Source organism: Streptomyces sp. NPDC001902, assembly GCF_042891295.1.
In the GTDB taxonomy this organism is placed as follows: Bacteria; Actinomycetota; Actinomycetes; order Streptomycetales; family Streptomycetaceae; genus Actinacidiphila.
The window spans coordinates 67,232-86,009 of sequence record NZ_JBIATA010000035.1 but is presented as its reverse complement, the minus strand read 5'-3'; the positions used below and the strand labels follow the sequence as shown (position 1 = coordinate 86,009).

General features: G+C 69.5%; 19 protein-coding genes and 1 pseudogene. 14 read left to right on the top strand and 6 right to left on the bottom strand.

Features of this window, described 5'->3' with window-relative positions:
* Window positions 1-8 precede the first annotated feature (8 nt).
* Window positions 9-326, top strand: a complete 318-nt coding sequence (locus tag ACFYYN_RS38145) for a hypothetical protein (RefSeq protein ID WP_500549409.1) — start codon at window positions 9-11, stop codon at window positions 324-326.
* 49 nt (window positions 327-375) lie between these two features.
* Here the strand turns inward: ACFYYN_RS38145 and ACFYYN_RS38140 are convergent, their stop codons facing one another.
* Window positions 376-1,371 carry a hypothetical protein gene (locus tag ACFYYN_RS38140; RefSeq protein WP_500549408.1) on the bottom strand — a complete coding sequence of 332 codons (996 nt, stop codon included), beginning with the start codon at window positions 1,369-1,371 and terminating at the stop codon, window positions 376-378.
* A 215-nt stretch (window positions 1,372-1,586) separates the two neighbouring features.
* Here ACFYYN_RS38140 and ACFYYN_RS38135 point away from each other — a divergent pair, with 215 nt between their 5' ends.
* Both ACFYYN_RS38135 and ACFYYN_RS38130 read left to right on the top strand, forming a co-directional pair.
* Entirely contained in the window at window positions 1,587-1,802 is a 216-nt protein-coding gene (locus ACFYYN_RS38135; RefSeq protein WP_500549407.1) for a hypothetical protein, read from the top strand.
* 175 nt (window positions 1,803-1,977) lie between these two features.
* Window positions 1,978-2,784, top strand: coding sequence for an IclR family transcriptional regulator domain-containing protein (locus ACFYYN_RS38130; protein ID WP_500549406.1), 807 nt, complete (start codon window positions 1,978-1,980; stop codon window positions 2,782-2,784).
* A gap of 709 nt (window positions 2,785-3,493) precedes the next feature.
* Here the strand turns inward: ACFYYN_RS38130 and ACFYYN_RS38125 are convergent.
* Window positions 3,494-3,928 carry a hypothetical protein gene (locus tag ACFYYN_RS38125; protein ID WP_500549431.1) on the bottom strand — a complete coding sequence of 145 codons (435 nt, stop codon included), beginning with the start codon at window positions 3,926-3,928 and terminating at the stop codon, window positions 3,494-3,496.
* A gap of 27 nt (window positions 3,929-3,955) precedes the next feature.
* Between ACFYYN_RS38125 and ACFYYN_RS38120 the strand changes: the two are divergent.
* From ACFYYN_RS38120 to ACFYYN_RS38105, 4 genes and pseudogenes are all read left to right on the top strand, one after another.
* Window positions 3,956-4,324: pseudogene (locus ACFYYN_RS38120) on the top strand (pyridoxal-dependent decarboxylase); the annotation flags it as partial.
* A 98-nt stretch (window positions 4,325-4,422) separates the two neighbouring features.
* Window positions 4,423-4,830 carry a hypothetical protein gene (locus ACFYYN_RS38115; RefSeq protein WP_500549430.1) on the top strand — a complete coding sequence of 136 codons (408 nt, stop codon included), beginning with the start codon at window positions 4,423-4,425 and terminating at the stop codon, window positions 4,828-4,830.
* A gap of 222 nt (window positions 4,831-5,052) precedes the next feature.
* On the top strand, window positions 5,053-7,200 hold the full coding sequence (locus tag ACFYYN_RS38110) for a LamG domain-containing protein (protein ID WP_500549405.1): 2,148 nt from the start codon (window positions 5,053-5,055) through the stop codon (window positions 7,198-7,200).
* A 92-nt stretch (window positions 7,201-7,292) separates the two neighbouring features.
* Window positions 7,293-7,421, top strand: coding sequence for a hypothetical protein (locus ACFYYN_RS38105; protein ID WP_500549404.1), 129 nt, complete (start codon window positions 7,293-7,295; stop codon window positions 7,419-7,421).
* Between the two features lie 378 nt (window positions 7,422-7,799).
* Here ACFYYN_RS38105 and ACFYYN_RS38100 read toward each other — a convergent pair whose 3' ends face one another.
* Window positions 7,800-8,795, bottom strand: a complete 996-nt coding sequence (locus ACFYYN_RS38100; protein ID WP_500549403.1) for a hypothetical protein — start codon at window positions 8,793-8,795, stop codon at window positions 7,800-7,802.
* A 729-nt stretch (window positions 8,796-9,524) separates the two neighbouring features.
* On the opposite strand from ACFYYN_RS38100, the gene ACFYYN_RS38095 reads away from it, so the two are divergent.
* The 7 genes from ACFYYN_RS38095 to ACFYYN_RS38065 all read left to right on the top strand — a co-directional run bounded on the left by ACFYYN_RS38095 (window position 9,525) and on the right by ACFYYN_RS38065 (window position 14,763).
* On the top strand, window positions 9,525-9,701 hold the full coding sequence (locus tag ACFYYN_RS38095; RefSeq protein WP_500549402.1) for a hypothetical protein: 177 nt from the start codon (window positions 9,525-9,527) through the stop codon (window positions 9,699-9,701).
* Between the two features lie 152 nt (window positions 9,702-9,853).
* Window positions 9,854-11,017 carry an MFS transporter gene (locus ACFYYN_RS38090; protein WP_500549401.1) on the top strand — a complete coding sequence of 388 codons (1,164 nt, stop codon included), beginning with the start codon at window positions 9,854-9,856 and terminating at the stop codon, window positions 11,015-11,017.
* Window positions 11,008-11,385, top strand: a complete 378-nt coding sequence (locus ACFYYN_RS38085; RefSeq protein ID WP_500549400.1) for an SH3 domain-containing protein — start codon at window positions 11,008-11,010, stop codon at window positions 11,383-11,385. Before ACFYYN_RS38090 ends, ACFYYN_RS38085 begins: the two co-directional genes overlap by 10 nt.
* Before the next feature lie 144 nt (window positions 11,386-11,529).
* A complete protein-coding gene (locus tag ACFYYN_RS38080; protein WP_500549399.1) occupies window positions 11,530-12,270 on the top strand; it encodes an isopentenyl transferase family protein in 741 nt (246 codons plus the stop codon).
* The gene (locus ACFYYN_RS38075; RefSeq protein ID WP_500549398.1) at window positions 12,258-12,884 is read left to right on the top strand and encodes an LOG family protein; all 627 of its coding nucleotides are present in this window, start codon (window positions 12,258-12,260) and stop codon (window positions 12,882-12,884) included. Before ACFYYN_RS38080 ends, ACFYYN_RS38075 begins: the two co-directional genes overlap by 13 nt.
* Window positions 12,878-14,074, top strand: a complete 1,197-nt coding sequence (locus ACFYYN_RS38070; protein WP_500549397.1) for an MFS transporter — start codon at window positions 12,878-12,880, stop codon at window positions 14,072-14,074. Before ACFYYN_RS38075 ends, ACFYYN_RS38070 begins: the two co-directional genes overlap by 7 nt.
* Complete coding sequence (locus ACFYYN_RS38065; protein WP_500549396.1) at window positions 14,071-14,763, top strand: HAD-IA family hydrolase; 693 nt, start codon at window positions 14,071-14,073, stop codon at window positions 14,761-14,763. Before ACFYYN_RS38070 ends, ACFYYN_RS38065 begins: the two co-directional genes overlap by 4 nt.
* 212 nt (window positions 14,764-14,975) lie before the next feature.
* Here ACFYYN_RS38065 and ACFYYN_RS38060 read toward each other — a convergent pair whose 3' ends face one another.
* The 3 genes from ACFYYN_RS38060 to ACFYYN_RS38050 all read right to left on the bottom strand — a co-directional run bounded on the left by ACFYYN_RS38060 (window position 14,976) and on the right by ACFYYN_RS38050 (window position 18,742).
* Window positions 14,976-15,380, bottom strand: coding sequence for a hypothetical protein (locus ACFYYN_RS38060; RefSeq protein ID WP_500549395.1), 405 nt, complete (start codon window positions 15,378-15,380; stop codon window positions 14,976-14,978).
* A gap of 714 nt (window positions 15,381-16,094) precedes the next feature.
* Window positions 16,095-17,324 (bottom strand): MFS transporter, encoded by a 1,230-nt coding sequence (locus tag ACFYYN_RS38055; protein ID WP_500549394.1) that lies wholly within the window; start codon window positions 17,322-17,324, stop codon window positions 16,095-16,097.
* A 374-nt stretch (window positions 17,325-17,698) separates the two neighbouring features.
* Window positions 17,699-18,742 carry a serine hydrolase domain-containing protein gene (locus ACFYYN_RS38050; RefSeq protein WP_500549393.1) on the bottom strand — a complete coding sequence of 348 codons (1,044 nt, stop codon included), beginning with the start codon at window positions 18,740-18,742 and terminating at the stop codon, window positions 17,699-17,701.
* Window positions 18,743-18,778 lie beyond the last annotated feature (36 nt).

Here is an 18,778-nt window from a genome sequence, read left to right as displayed (position 1 = left end):
GGCTGGACGTGCCTGTACTAGCCACCGCTGTGGCCCCTGGGGGCAGGATCGCGCTGTACGGGCGCCCACCAGCAAGCTCAGCGCCGATCAGCATGGACCTACTCCTTGGGCAGTCGCTGACCATGTCGGCGTTCCGGCTAACGCACCTGCGCCGCGATCAGATCGGCCTCGCCATGGGCATGCGCGCCTTGTTCACCACCATCCTCGACGGCACACTCATCCTGCCGCCCGGCCAGACCTACCCCCTGGGTTCTGCGGCCCAGGCACACCTCGATCTGGAAACGCACCCGGGACCTCAGAAGCTCGCCCTGGACGCCACCACCTGACCAGAAGGCTCTGGACAGGGCGGACACTGACCTCCCTGTCCAGAGCATGTCAGTCTTGAAGTAAGCGCTCATCCGACGTCCCATACCAGAACATCAGTGCGGGAAGCGTGGGTATGTCGAGGCGCTCCTTGAGCACGTTGAGACGACTGATCAGCGTTCGCTCGCTTATGCCGTGTTCCTTGGCCACCTGCTTCTGCGACTTACCCTGAGCCAAGCCGTGAAGGATTGACCGGGTCTCGGGAGTGGTGAAGGGAGTCCTGCCGCGCTCCCCCTGGTCGCCGCCCGAACCCAAGCTCGGTTCCACGCCCGGAACCCACGGCTCGGCCCGCTCCCAGTGCAACTCAAATACGGCGCGTACGAACCCCACGATCTGTGCATGCCGGATATGCAGGGCACCCGGCATCAGCTCACCGTTCTCGTAGACACCGACAAAGGCTTCGCGGTCATCGAAGATGATCAGCTTTGGCAGCGGGGTGGGAAGGGTTCGTACCTGCGCTCCGCGTTCCGTCACAGAGCGCACCCACCTACCGGTCCAGTGGTCGGGCCGATTGCTCTGGTGGTACAGAGTCCGCAGCTTGATGCCACGCGCGAGCAGTTTGTCGTCGCGCTCCTCCACGTTCTCCAGCACCACTCGATCGCGTCGACCCGGATGGCAGGTCATGGCGTCGGACTGGAGGGCATCTGAAGCCCGAGCCAGCCGGCCATTGATGTCGTCGTGCTCGGTGATGACCTCCACTGCTGCCGTCTCCGTGCGCTGAGCACGGCGGAACTCGTCAGTCATGGCGTCCACGAACCCCGGCAGCTGCGCGAGGTACCCGGTCACTGCCGAGAGAGCCTGGACCGCCCCTCCACGCAACGTTTTGGCCACACGGTCAGGCTCTGCCGGGATGTAGAAGCCCGGCCGCGTCGGATCGGGCACGATCACCCCAAGCTGAGCGAGTTCCTCAACTTCCTTGCTATCAGGGCCAATTACCTGCTCTCGCAACGCTTGCCGGTACAGCTCCCATGCCTCGGGTGACAGCTGCGGCAACCCCAACTCATGCATTCATATGCCCCGTTCGCCCTGTTTTGGCACTTCATTTTTGCGCAATGCAGGTTTCTGCGACCGGCAATCCGTTGCTCCGGCGTCGTACGTCGGGTCACCCTAAGGGTCGGCATCACAAATGCGCGATGCATGTTTCTGCAATATCGCGCTCGGGGTGAGGCCGACTGCCTGTGCCGTCGACAGCACAGGCTCGCTCAAAGAGGGGAAAACACCACATGAACCACGCGATCAAACTCTCGTCTGCCGCGCTGGCCGCCGCTCTGCTTGTGGCGCTTGGCGCTGCTGGAGTGGCGGTGACACACCAGGGCAGCGCGGTCCGGGCGGGAGACATCAACTGGAACCAAATCAATGCCACGCCCGGAGACATCAACTGGAGCGTGGAAGCGGGCGCGACCGCCACCAGCGTCGCAGCGAACGACATCAACTGGTGAGGTCCGAGGGTGCCGTGCAGCTCCGCGGCCGCCCGGCGCCCTCGCCCCAAGCACGACCGCACGCGCACCAAACCCCGGAGCCTCACGGCCCTGGGAACCGAACGAGATGGCACCGTAAGCGGCACAGGTCCACGTCGTAGGACCGTGAGTGCAGGACAGAAGGGGCTCGGGGCACATGGGGATCCAGCAGGCCGGCAGCGGGCGCGGCGGTGCCCGGTCGGGCCGCGTCTTTGCTGTACAGGCTGCCTTCACCACGATCGGCCGCCCCACCGCCCGACTTGCCGAGCTGGCCAAAGCCTCTGGTCTGGATGACTCCACCGTCAGCAGAATCCTGCAGGCCGGTGTCTATGACGGCTACTTCATCCGTCCCGAACGTGGCGTCTACGCCCTCGGGCCAGGCACCGCGCGGCTCGGATTCCAGGCCTCAGCGGCATACGGGCACGACGGAGACACAGTCACCACTCAGCTGCAGGAACTCCACCGCGTGACCGACAAAGGCCTGGTCCTGCTGTACATGGCCAGCTTCGGGCTGACCCGGCAATGCGTTGACATGGCCGTGGGCGACAGCGACCTGGTAGAGCTCGGCTGGACGCCCCGCGACATGCTCTCCATCACTCGCTCTCTGCGCGTCGGCGCACCCGGCCGGGCGATCCTGGCCTATCTCCCCAGGCCCATGCAGAAGCAGGTCCTCGCCACCCCGATCCCGGCCCGCGCAGGCCCGGGAGCCTTCCGGGACGACGAGGACCTGTGTGCCTCTCTCAGCGCCATCCGGGACACCGGCTACGCCGTTGGATATCAAGAGTGCGTACCCGGCTGGAACTCCGTGGCTGCTCCCATTTTCTGGGATGACTCGGTGATGGGCAGTCTCCTGCTCCTCAAGCCGTCTGAGGTGATGTCGGAGCCGCCCGGGGACTACATCACAGCTGTTAAAGCAGCGGCCGCCGCACTCAGCCGGTCCGCTGGCGCCTGGCCAGCATCATGAACCAGACCGCATGGGGGCGCAGCGGCCACACGGGACCTGCTGTCACCACGGTCTTCCTTCCACTTCCGTCCGCCTACCGGCGTGCGTGCGCTGGAAGAGTGAAATCCGATGGCGGGCTTTTTTCACACGATGGAAAAAGGCGCGGGCGAGGGCTCTCGTCCCATGGCCACCTGACGCCGCGTACGTAACAGTGGTCTCACTCGGCGCCCGCCTCCCTCTTGGCGGGCGCCGGTCCCGAACTCCCCGGGCTCACGCCCGGGTGCACGACTTCCGGCCGGGGACCGCAGACCCTTCGGCCGGGGGAAAGAAGGACGGTCCGATCCTCATGGAGGTGTGGTTGGACCATCCTGGACCGGCCCGCTTTGGGAGCGTGGTCGGTCCACATCGCCGACACCCCCAAGTCGGCGGGCGAAGGACCTTCCAGCGGGCGTGAGCTCCCGCCGGGAGTGGTCCGGCCGGTGCCTGGGGGCTCTTCGGAGCAAAACGCACCGGCCGGGCCACCTTCGCGTTCCGGTCCGTGACCCGCCGATAAATCAGCATCCGCAGCCGGACACACGGGCCGTCACACCCCCTGGAACCCAGGCCCGCAATCTCCCGTCGGACCCGACGCCGGTGGCCGGTGGCCGTCCCTCCCCTCCCTGGACAGCCCCGGCCACCCGCGCCCAGACGCGCCGTTTCTCCCGGTGGAATCGCGATGTTCGCATTCCACTCACCGGAACGCCGACTGTGCCAGACCCGGCCGCAGTTGCCGCGCTGATCCTGGCGCCAGCAAGGTGAGGACCCCAAGGCCCCGCCCACCGCTCACGACCGCGGGGATTTCCTCCGAGCACCGAAGGCCCCCGCCATGACCCTCCTGGACGACCTTCCGGCAACCGGTCACGAAGCACTGAAGATCGGCGGGCTGCCGCACGACCCTCGTGAAGACACCCGGCAGATCCTCCACCTGGTCGACCGACTCCGCCGGGAGACTCCCCACATCCTGGGCTACCCCGGCAACAGAGCCTTCGACTTCACCGACCTCGCCCCGGCTCTCGCCGTGATCCCCAACAACGTCGGCGACCCGACCGCGGGGAACCCGGACGACGTCACCCACACCAAACCGTATGAGCAGGCCGTCGTCGACTTCCTCACCCGCGTCGCCCACGGCGACCCGGCCCGCACCTTCGGGTACATGACCGCCTCGAGCACCGAAGGCCTGCTCTACGGCCTCCACACCGCACGCCGCCGCCTGCCCCGCGCACTGCTGTACGCCAGCGACCAAGCCCACTTCTCCGTCCGCAAATGCGCCGACCTGCTGCGCGTGGAGCTAGTGACCATCCCCAGCCTCCCCGACGGATCGATGGACCCCGCCGCGCTGCGCGCAGCGTGCCTCGCGCGCCGTCGCCGCGACACCCTCAGCGGCCGCCTCACCCGGCGCGGCGCGATCGTGCTCGCCACCATCGGCACCACCATGACCGGCTCACTCGACAACCCTGCCGCCCTACGGGAAGCGGCCAGCGTCGCGGGCGAGGTCCATGTCCACGCTGATGCCGCCTGCGGAGGCCTGCTCGCCGAATACGCCCCGACCGCCGTCCCTGGGGCTTCGACGCCGGCAGTGACAGCCTGCAGATCAGCCTCCACAAGGTCATCGGCAGCCCCGTGCCCGCCGGAGTCGTCCTCACCCGCAGCGAAGTCGTCCCCGACCAGCACGCCGGCGCGTACGTCGGCGCCATCAGCGACCGCACCCTCAGCTGCTCCCGCAGCGGCCTCGCACCCCTCATCGCCTGGTCCGCGCTCCGCCGCAGCGGCGAAGCCGGCCTGTGCGCCCAAGTGCGGCGCTGCCAGGAAACCGCCGCCTACGCCGTCGAGCGGCTCGAGGCGCTCGGGTGGAACCCTTGGCGCTTCGACGAGTCGTCCATCACGGTCGTCTTCGACCGCCCGCCCCAGCGCGTCATCGAAGGCTGGCATCTGGCCAGCGAAGGAACGCGCAGCCATCTGGTCACGGTGTCGCACGTCACCAGGCGGACCATCGACGCGCTGTGCGAGGACCTCGCTTGTAGGGTCTAGAGATCCTGTACATCGTGATCGGCCGATCGGGGCTGTCTCCAGGACTTCGGCAGGTGTGAAGGCGCCCGGTGTCGGGCCGGTGCTTCTCGGGCGCCGGGGCATATCCACCCCCGCACACAAGTGATGGAAAACCCTTTCGGCGGTGTCAGCGGCCTCTGTTAGTTTCGTGCGGCTCGTGTGATCCACGAGCTGCGAGCACTCACAGGGGAGGGTTACTTGATCATGTCCGGAAGATCGGGCAGGCGCAGACGGATGGCGGTGGTGGGGAGTTGTGCTGCGGTGCTCCTGGCCACGACCGCCGGCACGGTGCATGCGGTGGACAACCAGCCGCCCAAGCAGCCCCTGGCTCAGGACCTGCAGTCACAGGGCAAAGCCTGTGCGACCGGCGACGATACGCCGTACGTCTCCCAGCCGCCCAGACTCAGTGCCGTGCTGTACGACGCCGACGAGGACAACCAGCCTCCCCAAGCCGGCCCGCTCAACGGCGAGTTCGAAGCGTGGTGGACGGACGCGGCAGGAGCGGAGCAGCGCCGTACCTTCACCACCATCACCTTGTCTTCGGGGTCGCGTTACTACTGGACGATGCCGAACGACATCCCGGCGAACACGGTCGTCTCCTGGCACGTCCGCGCGAATGACACCAAAGCGACCTCCGCATGGAGCGATGAGGGCGACGGCTCGGTCTGTTCGTTCGTGTACGACGACGTGAACCCCGAGAAGGCGGTGATCAGCTCTCCCGAATATCCCAATCCCGAGCAGGTTTTTTGGGTGGACGGGGTGGGCGTGTACGGCCACTTCACCATGGACTCGCCCTCCGACGACGTCGTGTCGTACACGTACGGCTTCCTGGGCGGCCCTTACGGGACCGTCTCCGCGGAGCGGCCGGGTGCAGCTGTGACCCTTACGTACCTGCCGCTCACCACGGGGCCCAAGTCGCTGACGGTCCACGCGATCGACAGGTCGGGCCGGAGCAGCGCGCAGTCGTCGTACGACTTCAACGTGAAGGCCGGGCGTGCTCCTGTCGCCCGCTGGAAGCTGGACGACCCGGCAGGCTCCCGTTCGGCCTCCGCCGAGGCGGGCACCGCCGCACGGGCCGGCACCGGCGTGACCTTCGGCGGCCCCGCGCCCGCGGGCACCGGAGCCAGTGCCACCGTCAGCCTCGACGGCAGCGGCCACGGCTTCCTCACCACCGACGCCCCCGCCACCGACATCAGCAAGACCTTCGCCGTCAGCGCCTGGGTGCGGCCCGCCGAAACCGGCCGGAACATGACCGTCGCCAGCCAGGACGGGGACGGCAAGCCCGCCTTCAGCCTCGGGCTGCGAAGCCAGGACCCTGGCCCTGTCTGGTCGTTCGCGATCGCGGGCGCGCGGGTGACCGGCGGCGCGCCCGAGACCGGCGAGTGGGCCCATCTGCTGGGTCTGTACGACGCGGAAACAGGTCGCGCGCAGCTGTACGTCAACGGCCAAGAGGTGGGTACCGCGGCAGAGGCGAAGCCCGTCGAGACGGCCGGCGCGTTCCAGATCGGACGCGCCCGCGGGACTACCGGCTACCGTGACCGGTGGCGCGGTGACATCGGTGACGTACAAATCCACGACCGGGTCGTGGTGCCGGCCGAGGTGGCCCAAATCGCGTGGCGCCTGCCGAAGCTACTCGGCCACTGGTCGCTGGAGAACGCGGCGGACGGGGCGAGCCCCGAGCAGTCGGACGGCGCGCCGCTGCGGCTGGGTGCGGGAGCGTCTATCTACCGGGGCTCCGACAGCACCTGCATCCCCGACATCGACCCCGACTGCACCTACATGCCGCCGCCCCTCGTCGACAACGGGCATCTGCGCCTGGACGGCGAGACCGGGTATGCGGTCGCCGACGGGCCCGTCGTCGACACCGGGGACAGCTTCACCATCGGCGTCGTCGTCCGCCTCGCCGACGCCCGGCCGGGCCACCCGATGACCGTGCTGTCGCAGGCCGGCGAGCACACCGACGCGTTCAAGGTGCGCTACGAGCCGTCCACGTACAGCTGGCAACTGATGATGCCGGAGAAGGACGAGGCCGGAGCCCCCGAGAAGGTGGTGTCCCAGATCACCGGTGCCGACGGCGGCGAGGGCCAGGGGCATCGTCTTGCCGTGGTCTACGACGACGGGACCGACACGATCAAACTCTTCGCCGACGGCTACACGAACGCCGAGGCGACCGCGAGCCTCCCCAACGGCTGGCACAGCGGCGGTGCCCTCCAGATCGGCCGGGCCAAGGCTGGTGACGGCTGGGGTGAGTACCTCCACGGCGACGTGGACGAGGTGCAGGCGTACTCTGGCGCGCTGCGGGACGACGACGTGCTCGGCCTGGGCTGGGGTACGGATCCCTGCCTGTGCTGATCCGTCTGTTCTAAATCCAGAGGCTTGACCTCCCGATGGCCCGCCGAAACCCTGTTCCGGCGGGCCATCGGCTGTTGCAAGAGTCGCCATGGATGTGGTCCCGCATCGTCAGCGCCCGGTTCATCGTGTTTGAGATCACCCACGACGCCATCACCAGCACCGCGGTACTGCGCCTCTGCCTCCACGGCGGCCTGGTCTGTTCCCGCGAGGCGCGGGCGTGAAGGCCAGGTAGATGGGCCGCCTCGTCTACCGCGACCCGGCCGCCCGCGCCAAGGCCACCGCTTGGCTGCGCCAGCAAGCCTGCGACCGGATTTGCGGCGCAACTGGCCCCCCTTGCCCACAAGGGTGTCCTGCCGTTCTTCGCGGTCGTCGAAGTGAACGACCGATCCGGCTGGCCCGGCGAGGGCAAGGGCTCCACCGTCCGGTGATTGTCGGGCGTTGGGCCGACGCCGCGCCCATGGGAGCCGTCCGGGACGGCAGTCGAACCCCTCACCATCAATGGCACCATCATCGACACCGGCACCGGCTCCTACTGCCTCGCCAACCAGCACCAGGGCGGGACCGAAGCCCCCGCCATGGCCGACTGAACGCTGCATGCTTCAGCTTGATAGTCCTCCAGCCCAAGGATCGGCAGGCACTGCTCCGGGTGTGTTTGCCGTCAGCATTTCGTCGATGCAACTGCGCAGCCCGGCGCCAGTGTGGTGGACCCAGGTGAGCCAGGGCACCGGCTGCAGCAGGGCGTCGTACTGACGGATGCTGGGGTCGGTGAGGAGGGCGCGCAGCTCGTCGGGTGCAGGGTTGGTGGCCAGACACAGCCAGGCAAGGCCGGCTCCGATGCGGACCTCGGGCGGCCGTCCGGGATCCGACCACAGGTCCTGGGCCCATTCGAGAGCGTTTCCATCTTGGTGTTCGCGGGCGAGTTGGGCGATCGCCAGGATCAGGCTCACCCGCACCACCGCATCGTCTTCTCTCGCCAGCCTGAAGCGCAGAGCCGAGGAGACACGTGGAAGGTCGCCGGTCACCGCCGCCAGAACGTAGGCGGTCGCGGAGCGGACCTCGAGGTCGGGGCTGGAGAGAAGCGGGAGCAGAAGGTGCACGTCGTCCGTGACGGCTTGACGGGCGGCCTGGATCCCCCAGTCCACCGGGTACATCGTGCTGCCATCGATCATCAACGGCTCCTCGGCAACCTGGAGCAGGCCTTCCCGTGATCCGTCCCCCATGTGCTGACACCGGCCGATCTCGGCGATCAGGCGAAGGGTCTGGGCACGAAGTTCGGGCCGCCCGGTCGCCGCGATCCGGAGCAGGAACGGCACCGCCAGTGCTCCCACCGCGATCGTGCGGCCCTGATGATGAAGTTTCACCCAAAGCTGCTGCAAGGCCCTGTCTGCAGTTTCGGCGTCCCCGGACGCGAGCGTCGCGAGCAAGCCGGGGATCTCCTCGCCCGGGCCGTAGAAGTGCCGGAACCGCCGCCAAGGGACCTCGTCATACCTGAACCCGTCCTTGACCTCCCGCGGGATCGCGCCCAAGGCCGTCCGGACGTCGCAGTCTGTGCCGGCCCATCGTTCCGGCCAGCCAGCCCAAAAGTCATCGTCCACGACTTGTTTCCAGTCCACCGAGAGCACCCGAACCACGGGAGTCTAACGACCGGTGATCAAGGGGCGGAGCCTTCTGCGCAACTCACCGCCGTGTACGCCCGCGACGTGCCGGACCGGCGTTCGACTGAGACACCTGCGCCCGTGACCTGCACGCACGAGGCGGGACGGGACGACATGGAGGCCGCTCCCACTGACTGGCCCGGTCCAGCAGGCGTTCGCGGCGGGAGCCCCTTCCGCTGAACGAAATCAAAACTGGCAAGTGATTTCAGGCAGCGGAATTGGCGATGCGCAGGCATTGTTTCATTTCCTCGCGCGCCGTTTTCGAAGCCTGAAAGTGAAGTCTTTTCGGTTTCGGAGGATGAAAGGGGGAGCTAGGTAAAGCGCCTTGTGATTGTTGCGTCCTTGCCATTCGCGGTCCAGTGGTGGTCACGCGGTGCCGCAAGCCGGTCTTCAGCGGGACGATCCGCCGGCTGCGGCCATCGCACTCCACCTCTGCAATTGCGACTGCTGCGCGCCCACTAGGGCGTAGGCGCGGCAGGGACGGGATCCGCCATGAATATCGGGCACACAGTCGCAACGGTTGCCGCCACGGCGGCCCTCATCGTCGGGGGGAGCGTGGCTCTCGCGCCGACGGCATCGGCCGTCGGTGCGTCGGCCTGCACCTGGAGTCCGTCGCCCCTCACCTTCAAGGTCGACGGGAACGGGGTGAACTACAGGACTGGGCCGTCGATGGGTTACGCGTCCCAGGGCCTGCTCTACAAGAGCGACGGCTACATCTTCCGGGTCCAGTGCTACGGCGCGAAGAACCAGTGGGCTTACGGCTACCTGATCAAGCGGAGTGTGACCGGTCTGGCGAAGGGCCGGACCGGGTGGATCTCCACGCCGCTCCTCGGCTGGTACAGCTGACGGCCGCCTGACGACTGGCCCCACGCCTCAGCCCCCGCTCACCACGAAGCGCTGACCATCCTCCCTTTCGCCCGGAGCTCCCTGAGATGACTCTGCCTGCGACAGCACCGCTGCGCTCTTCAGCCCCCATCACTGTCGGCTACGCCGGGGTGTTGCGCAGCCCGTACGTGGCGCGGCTGATGCTGGCCACGCACGTCGGGCGGCTGCCGTGCGGCATGACGCCGGTGGCGCTGCTGTTTGTGGCGGCCGCCGACGGGGCGAGTCTGGCGCAACGGGGAATGCTCGCTGCGGCCTATGGGCTGGCAGCCGCGCTCAGTCAACCGCTGCTCGGGCGCCTGGCCGATGTGCGAGGGCAGACGCTGCCGCTGGCCGGCGGCGCGGCGATCTCCGCCGGGGCGCTTGCCGCCGTGACGTTTCTGGACGCCACCAGGTGGCCCGCCGCCGTGTGCGTGGTCGTCGCCGGTGTGGCCAGCCCACCGTTGGAGTCGTGCCTGCGTGCGCTCTTGTCCTCGATGCTGCACGGGCGTCCGGCGGCGGTGAAAGCCGCGTATGCGCTGGACTCCAGCGCGCAGGAAGGCGTCTACGTGGTCGGCCCGCTCCTGGCGACCGTGCTGGCGACCACGATTTCCCCGGGTGCGGCTCTGCTCACCGTCACGGTGGTGGGCCTGGCCGGTGCCCTCGGGGTCGCCACCTCGCAACCGTCCCGTAGCTGGCGGCCGTACCCGCGCCGCGACCGCGACCTGCTCGGGGCCCTGCGGCCGACCGGGATGGTTGTGGTCCTGGCTGCCTACTTCTGTGTGGGCGTGGCCTTGGGCGGGCTGAACGTGGCGGCGGCGGGGTCCGCGGACCGGCACGACGCTCTGTGGCTGACCGGCGCCCTGCCGGCGGCGCTGTCGTTGTCCGGGATCACCGGCGGCCTCGTCTACGGACGCTGGGCCTGGCCTGGCAGCCGCACCACCCACCTCCACGCGCTGGCCGCGCTGTTCGCGCTGGCGTGGATCCCTCTACTCATGGATCCCCCGCCGGTCCTGGCGCTCGCCCTGATCGCCGCACCGGGCGGGATCTTCCTGCCGCTGCTGACCGCCGGCTACCAGGCCGTGACCGACCTGGCCGCGCCCGGCACCGTCACCGAGGCCATCGGCTGGTTGGTGTCCGCCATCAACTGCGGGCTCGCCCTGGGCACCGCGCTCGGCGGCCGCATCGGACCCGGCTTCCAGTTGTGCGCCGCTGCGGCCCTCGCCGCCGCCCTCACGCTCCTGACCCACCGCAACCGCCCCACTCGACACCACCACCGGGAGACCTCCCCATGCGTGTGACCACCAAGGCCCTCACCATCGCCGCGAGCGCGGCCGTCCTCCTCGGCGGCGGAATCGCCCTCGCCCCGACCGCATCCGCCGTCGGCTCCAGCGCCTGCACCACCAACATCAAGGACCAGGACGTCTGGCCCCTGACCAACGGCCTGCGCTTCCGCACCGGCCCGGGCACCAGCTACACCGCCACCGGACTGCTCTACACCTCCGACCGGCTCACCGCCCGCTGCCGCAAGGGCTCCTGGTACTACGTCAGCACCGACAAGAAGACGAAGACCGGCATCAAGGCCGGCACCTACGGCTGGGTCAGCGCCTCCTACCTCGACATCCAGATGTGCCTGCCCGAGAACGTCGAGTGCCCCTACAACCGGTGACCTCCTGACCCGGGCACCCCCATGAGCCGGTGCTGCTGGGTCGGGCCACCCAACGCCTTTGTCCACGCCCGGCCCGGCGGCACCACCCACCCATCCACTCACCAACGGTCCGCTGCGACGGCGATCCGCGGCAGGAGGCACGCCTTGATCCCGATCCATCTCATTCTGGGCCCGACAGCCGTCGGCAAGACCGGCCGCTCTGTCGCGCTGGCCCAGCGGCACGACAGCCCCGTCCTGGTACTGGACCGCGTGCAGTGCCACCCGCAGCTGGCCATCGGCTCCGGCCGCCCCACCCACGACGAACTGCAGGGCACCGTCCGCTACTACCTGACGGAGCGGCCGGTGCACCACGGCGTCATCACCGCCGCCGACGCCGTCGACCGCCTGGTCCACCACCGCAAGGTGCTTCATGACAGTGGCGTCGACCGACTGATCCTCGAAGGCGGCTCCATCTCCATCCTCGCGGAGCTCCTTACCCGGGTCGACTGGTTCGAGGACGCGACCGTCGCCGTGGAGTGCTGGCTGGAGTCCAGTGCTGGCGCGTACGTCGCGCGGGTCGCCGAACGCGTTGAGCAGATGCTCGGCTACGGCGACGGAGCGGGCCGGACCCTGGTCGACGAACTCGCCGACCTGTGGCCCCATCCGGAAGCCCGGCCCCGGCTGTACAGCATCGCCGGATACCGCGAGGTCATCGACCTGTGCACGACCGAGGGCATCGACCCCATGCACCTGCGCGGATTGCCCGCCCGCCTGCGTCGCGCCCAGTTCGCCACCGCCGTCACCAACGCGCACCTGGAATACGCCCGCCAGCAGCGCCGCGCTCTGGCCGATGCCCTGCCCGAGATGGCGATGCGCGGATTCGAGGTGACGTTGTGCGAGATCTGACCGCGCCCGCCCCGCCCACCCTGGACACCCCGTTCGACCCCGGCCGGCCGCTGCGGTTCACCGTGTTCTGTGGCTCGGCCACCGGCCGTCACCCCGCATTCGAGCACGCCGCCCGCACCATGGGCGGCCTGCTGGCCGCGGCCGGGATCGAGATCGTCTACGGCGGCGCCCGCATCGGACTGATGGGGGCGCTCGCCGACACCGCCCTGGCCTCCGGCGGCCGCGTCACCGGCGTGCTGCCCGAGGTCCTCAACCACGCGGACATCGTCCACCCCGGCCTGACGCATCTGGAGATCGTGGCCGACATGCCCGCCCGCAAAGCCCGGCTGTGCCAGTTGGCCGACGCCTTCCTCGTCCTGCCCGGCGGGCTCGGCACCCTCGAGGAACTCGCCGAGATGTGGTCCTGGGCTCAACTGGGCCTGCACACCAAGCCGATCGCGCTGCTCAACACCGCGAACTACTTCTCGCCGCTGCTGACCTTTGTCGCCAGCGCTCAGCAGGCCGGGTTCCTCGCGACCCGTGACCGCGACCTGGTGGTGGTCGACGCCGAACCGGCCCGGCTGACCACCGAAGTCCTCGCCCAACTGACACCCGCCAAGGCAAAGCCATGCTGACCACCACCGCCCCCGCAGCTGCAGCACCCGTCATCCACGATGCGCCGCCCGTCACCGCCAGAAGGCTGCTCACCGGCTACTTCGCCGGACTCGGAGCGCTGATGGCGATCTGGGGCGCAAGGATGCCCGCCGTCCAGGCCGCCGCCCACCTGTCCGCAGGCCGCCTGTCCCTGGTACTGCTCGCGGCCGCCGCCGGAATGGTCGCCGGCCTCTACGCCGGCGGCCGCATCGCCCAACGGCACGGCCCCGCCGCGCTGCTGACCGCACCCGCCGTGGCGCTCGCCGCTGCGCTGGCTGCCCTCGGTGCCTGCCGCACCCTGCCCGCCCTGATCGCTGCCGCGCTCGTCTTCGGCCTGGCTCACGGGCTCCTCGACGTCGGCGCCAACGTCGCCGCCGTCCGCTGCCAAGACGCCTACGGCCGCAGCATCATGTCCTCCCTGCACGCCGGCTTCAGCCTCGGCGCGCTCCTGGGCGCGGCCGCGGCCGCCACCACCGCCCACACCGGCCACAGCCGGGTCTTCCTGATCGCGGGACTCACGGCCGCCGCCCTGGCTCTGCTCACCGCACCAGCCGTCCGCAACATCACGGCCCTCCCCACGAACCAGCCGGACAGCTCGGGCGGCTCCACGTCGGAGCCCGCCGCCCCGGACCGTGGTCGAGCCGGACTATGGCTGTTCGGAGCGCTGGCCGCGGCCTGCCTGCTGGGCGAGGGCGCGGCCGCCGACTGGTCCGCGGTCCACCTGCACGGACTCCACGCCACCGCCGCGGTGTCCGCATCGGCGTACGCGGTCTACAGCGCCGCCATGGCCACCGGCCGCCTCGCCGGCGACCGCCTCACCACCCGCTACGGCGCACCCGCCCTGGTCCGAGCTGGCGCGATCCTCGCCACCGCAGGCCTCGGCACCGGACTTCTGGTCGGAACCGCCTGGTCGGCTCTCGTGGGCTGGACTGCGCTGGGGCTGGGCCTGTCCACCACAGTGCCCGCCCTGATCACCGCCGCAGGCCGCCACGGCCCCCGTGCGGTCGCGGCCGTGACCGCCACCGGATACATCGGCCTGCTCGCCGGGCCCGCCGCCATCGGCGCCCTTGCCTCACTCACCGGCAGCCTGCCGGTCGCTCTCGCCCTGCCCGTCCTGCTCGCGGCCGCCGTTGCCGCAGCCTCCCGACATGCCCTGGAGTCCCCCCGATGACCCTTCGTCCCCCGGCCAACGCATTGCAGGCCGTGATCCTCGATTACAACGGCGTGGTGGGCACCGTGCCGCCGTCCGAAGCCTGGCAGCACCTCGCCCACTTGGCCGGATGGCCCGCCGACCGCACCCCCCAGTTCCAGCAAGCCTTCTGGGCGCGCCGCGACGGCTACGACGCCGGCGTCATCACCAACGCCCAGTTCTGGGCCTCCGGCCTGGTGCTGCGCACCGACCGCACCTTCGGCGACCTGCTGCCCGACCTCATCGCCACCGACGTCGCCATGTGGACCACCGTCGACCCAGCCGTCGTGCACCTGCTGCGCGCCGCACACCGTGCGTCGACGCGAATGGTGCTATTGAGCAATGCCCCACACGTCGTCGCGGACGCGATCGACGTCGCCGAGTGGTCCTGCAGCCTGATGTCCCGCACCGTCTACAGCGCCCGCATCGGCATCAACAAGCCGCACGCCAAGGCGTACGAGGCCGCGCTCGCGGCCGCCGGCTGGCCCGACCCGGACCGGACCCTGTTCATCGACGACCGCAGCGAGAACTGCGAGGCCGCCGCCCGGCTCGGGATGCGCACCCTGCACTACACCGGCAACCTCGCCGAACTCGCCCACCACCTGCCGCAGCTGCACCCCGCCCCGGCCGTGGTCCGCCCGGCCGGCGCCGCGTCATCGGTGGCCGCCTGACCACGACACGTCCGCCCACAGACGAGCCGGGCGCGACCAGGGCCCCCACTCTGGCCGCGCCCGGCTCTTGGCGTCGCTGACCTCCTCCGCCCGTTACTCGTGACGCGAGTGGCGAAAGCCGGTATCAACGTCGTGCAGACCTGCAGCTTGGGCGAATGGCTCCAGCGCGTGTGATGCGCCGGAGCCTCTCGTGGACAGCAGCACGAGTCAGGTCAGTAGGCGATCGATCCCTTGGTGCTGAACTGAAATTGCACTATGAATCTGGTGCCGTCCTTGACGTCGGTGGCTGCCAGACCCCAGGTTCCGACCGTGATGTCGCGGTAGGCATTGCAGTAGGAGCTGCCGCTCGTGGGGTAGAAGCAGGTGCGCACGGGCACGAAGTCGAACCCGCCGCCGGCTGCGATGGACGGCTTGACGTTGATGTCGTTGCAGTTAGACGTGGCGTAGGCGTATCCGGATGTGGGCCACACGTACTCGTTCCCGTTGTCGACGGGAGTGAAGCTCCTCGCAGTACCCAGGCAGGTTGCTGCGCTGGCTGGCGTGGTGGTCATGGCAGTGAGCCCACCAGCCGCCAGAACCGCGGCCGCCAGGGTTGCAAGGATTCGACGTGCTGACATGCGCGTTCCCCTCTCGATTCGTCTCCGGCGCTCCCGTTCCCCGCCGGCGCTTCGTAGACCAGGCGCAGTATGTCGTGGACACGATCGTTTGGCAGAGTCCAGATTCAGCCGCTGTCGACGGGTCGGCTCTCGGAAGCCGGGCCGACTCCAGCGCTGCGCGTGCCGCAGGTGCAAGGCGCTGACCATGCCGGCCTCGGCGGCCTCGACGTCGTCGTCAACAACGCCGGATACGGGCTCTTCGGAGCCGCCCAGAGTCAGCAAGGTGGCTGCGCTGCTGCCCGCACAACCGGCAGGGTCCCGCCGTTCGGCCCGCAGGTGCCAGAACTGCCGGAGGTTGCCGGCACCGGCGGGCAGCAGATCACTACTGGCGATGAGCCGACGCGGCCAGGGCCTCCACCCTGGTCGCGCCCGGCTCATTGGCGCCGTACGAACGCCCAATCGACGTCGTCACCACCACCAGGGCATACGCGGTCCCGGATGAGGCAGTCCCAGTTCGCTCGGAGCCTCCAGGCCGCACATCGTCGGCGTACGCAGCGACGGGGTGGGCACGGCCAACGAAGCCGGCACTTCGGGTTCGGTGCGCTCGGTGGGCTCGCTCGCCGGTGGGGCGGGCCTGGCGGGTACGGCGGACTGCTGGGCAGCCACCGATGCGGGGCTTGGCCACGGCACGCTGAGGAAGTTGGCAGTCACGATGGTTCCTTCCGTACGACGAGGTCAGTGCGCGCCGGCGCTTCGGCGTAGGGCACGGGAGAGCGGGAGGCATGCCGCGACACCCAGCAGGGCGCAGCCGCCCAGGAGCGCGGCAACCAGTGGCCGGCCGCCGACGTTGAGAGCGATGGCGATACCCAGCGGGGGCAGGGACGCGACCGCCGAGGACGCGGAGATGACGGCCTGGTAGCGGCCAACCGCGCCGTCCGGCGCCGCGGTGGACAGGTACGCGCCCACAGCGATGCTGTAGGCGACCTCGCCGGGGACCAGGGCGGCGCACGCGATGGAGTAGCCGAGCGTGGTGTGCTGGTACGCGGCGAGGCCGATGCCCGCGCCGAGGACGGCCGTCCCGGCCGCCAGCACGGCGACGGGGGAGAACCGCAGCAGGTCGCCGCGGCCGATGAGCAGCCTGGTCATGGGCGGGGTGAGGGCCAGGACGGCCACCGTGTTGGCGATCATCGCGGCGCCGTACGCGGTCGGCGGAAGCCCGTCGGCGGTCATCAGCAGCGGCAGGACCGACACCATGCCCCTCGCGCACACCATGGCTGCCGTCGAGACCAGCGCGATCCACCGCAGGCTGGGGTCGGCGAGGACCTGGCGGAAGGTGACATCCGTCCCTGGGTCGTCTGGTGCCGCCCGGCGGGCGGCCAGCAGACGCAGGGCCAGCAGCGCGAAGGCCAGGCACACGGCGCTGTTGGCGATGAACAACGGCTTGTAGCCATAATGGTGGGCCAGGTAGCCGCCGAGCCCGCCGCAGATAGCGATGCCGACGTTGATCGTCCAGTACAGCGCGGTCTGCGCCCGGGCCCGGGCGCCGCCGGAAGCGATGTGTTCGTTGATCGACGCCGAGACCGCCGGGCGGTAGGTCTCCATGGTCAGCCCGAGACAGACGGACACGATCAGCAGCGCGGGCAGCGACGCCACCAGGGTCAGCGCGACGCAGGAGATGGCGGCGAACGTCATCATGATCACCAGCGCGGTGCGCTGGCCAGCACGGTCGGTGAGCTGTCCGGAGATGGCCTGGCCAAAGCACCAGCCGACGCCGAACAAGGTCATGGCCGCCCCAGCGGCTGTAGTGCCGTGCGTGACGGAGACGTAGTAGCCCAGGAAATCCCAGGCGAAGCCGCCCGCTTTCACGAGCAGCGAGGCGGCGATCAGCGCCCAGACCACTGAGCGGCCTGCCCGTGCGGGCGCCGCGTGGCGGGTGAGGGTGAGGGGTGCATCAGTGGTGGCCACGGGCCGGTCCCCCTGCAGATCACGGATGGGTGCGGGCAAAGCAGAAGGCGGCCGCGAAGTGCGGCCGCCTTCTGACCAGGGGGGGGCGACGCTCAGTTGGGGCGGACGGCCCGGAGCGGCCGGATGGCGCGGTTCGGGCGGCGGTTGGGGCGGATGCGGTTCGGGCGCATGGCTTCCTCCGTGTACGTGTGTGGCCCCGGATGTGGGGACGACCATCACGCTAGGAAGGGTTCGGCGGCCGGGGAACCGCGAACGCGCCGCTGGGGGCTTGTCCGTTCGGCAGGTGGAAAATCAGGGGTGAGCATTTCGGCCGCTGGAATCCGTCGGGGCAGGTGCGGTGTTGCAACGGATCCAGCGTGGGGCGACGCAGACCGTCACGTGAACACGAGTTCGCGAAAGTTGTTGCGGATGGCTGTCAGCGGCTCACGGTCACGGGTGAAGTACAGCTTGTTGGTCAGCAGGATCGCCCAGGTACCGAGCTTGGGGGAGAGCCACATACCGGTTCCGGTGAAGCCGTAGTGCACCCAGGTGCGGTCGGCAGGGGTGGTGTTGGGGGCGGGGTGCCAGAACAGACCACGAACCGGTGTCAGCTTGCCGGTGTGCACGGTCAAGGACTCCTCTGTCCAGTCGGGTCCGAAACCGGGTGTGGCCGGGGCGGTGGACGGGTCGAGGAGGTAGCGCAGGAAGCCGGCGAGGTCGTTCAGGACGGAGAAGGCGCCTGCGATGCCACACACTCCGCCCAGGAGCCGGGCGGAGAAGTCGTGCGCTGTGCCTTTGAGGTGGGTGCCGGTGGTCTGGTCGATTTCGGTCGGGGCGCAGCGGGCGGCGAGGTCGGCGGGCAGCGGGCCGAAGCGGGTGGCGTGCATGCCCAGGGGGGCCCAGACGCGTTCGCGGGCGAGCTGGTCGAGGGGTTGCCCGGAGAGGTGCTCGGCGAGGTAGCCGAGGATGAGGGCGGCCCGGTCGGTGTACTCTACGGCCTGGCCGGACGGGCGGTGCAGGGCTTCGGTCAGCACGCCGGCGCGGATGATGCCCGGGTCGGTGCCGTAGAGATTCTTCAGCTGGGCGCGCAGCGGGACGCCGGCCGTGTGAGTGAGTAGTTGCCGGGCGGTGACCTGTTCGAGCGGGTGTCCGGTGACTTCGGGCCAGAAGCCGCCGAGGGGTTCGTCCAGTGGCAGACGGCCGTCCTGCCAGAGGCAGCCGATGGTTGACCACACGGCCAGGATCTTGGTGAGGCTGGCCACGTCGAAGACGGTGTCGGTCCGCATCGGATGGGCGGGACGGGTGGGGTCGAGCAGTCCCACGGCGCCGCTGGCGCTGGTGCCTGTGGCGTCGCCGACCGCCCAGACGGCGCCCGGGTAGACCTGATCGTGGACGCCGTCTTCCAGCAGCTGGCGGATGCGGTCGGTGCTGGGTGTCATGGTCTCCCCGAATTTCTTGTGGGTGGGCTGCCCCGC

Bases quoted from the DNA above. Each gene is read 5' to 3' on its own strand.
- ACFYYN_RS38140 (WP_500549408.1), bottom strand. From the start codon at position 1,371: ATGCATGAGTTGGGGTTGCCGCAGCTGTCACCCGAGGCATGGGAGCTG.
- ACFYYN_RS38135 (WP_500549407.1), top strand. From the start codon at position 1,587: ATGAACCACGCGATCAAACTCTCGTCTGCCGCGCTGGCCGCCGCTCTG.
- ACFYYN_RS38130 (WP_500549406.1), top strand. From the start codon at position 1,978: ATGGGGATCCAGCAGGCCGGCAGCGGGCGCGGCGGTGCCCGGTCGGGC.
- ACFYYN_RS38110 (WP_500549405.1), top strand. From the start codon at position 5,053: ATGTCCGGAAGATCGGGCAGGCGCAGACGGATGGCGGTGGTGGGGAGT.
- ACFYYN_RS38105 (WP_500549404.1), top strand. From the start codon at position 7,293: ATGTGGTCCCGCATCGTCAGCGCCCGGTTCATCGTGTTTGAGATCACC.
- ACFYYN_RS38095 (WP_500549402.1), top strand. From the start codon at position 9,525: ATGGGTTACGCGTCCCAGGGCCTGCTCTACAAGAGCGACGGCTACATC.
- ACFYYN_RS38085 (WP_500549400.1), top strand. From the start codon at position 11,008: ATGCGTGTGACCACCAAGGCCCTCACCATCGCCGCGAGCGCGGCCGTC.
- ACFYYN_RS38070 (WP_500549397.1), top strand. From the start codon at position 12,878: ATGCTGACCACCACCGCCCCCGCAGCTGCAGCACCCGTCATCCACGAT.
- ACFYYN_RS38065 (WP_500549396.1), top strand. From the start codon at position 14,071: ATGACCCTTCGTCCCCCGGCCAACGCATTGCAGGCCGTGATCCTCGAT.
- ACFYYN_RS38060 (WP_500549395.1), bottom strand. From the start codon at position 15,380: ATGTCAGCACGTCGAATCCTTGCAACCCTGGCGGCCGCGGTTCTGGCG.
- ACFYYN_RS38050 (WP_500549393.1), bottom strand. From the start codon at position 18,742: ATGACACCCAGCACCGACCGCATCCGCCAGCTGCTGGAAGACGGCGTC.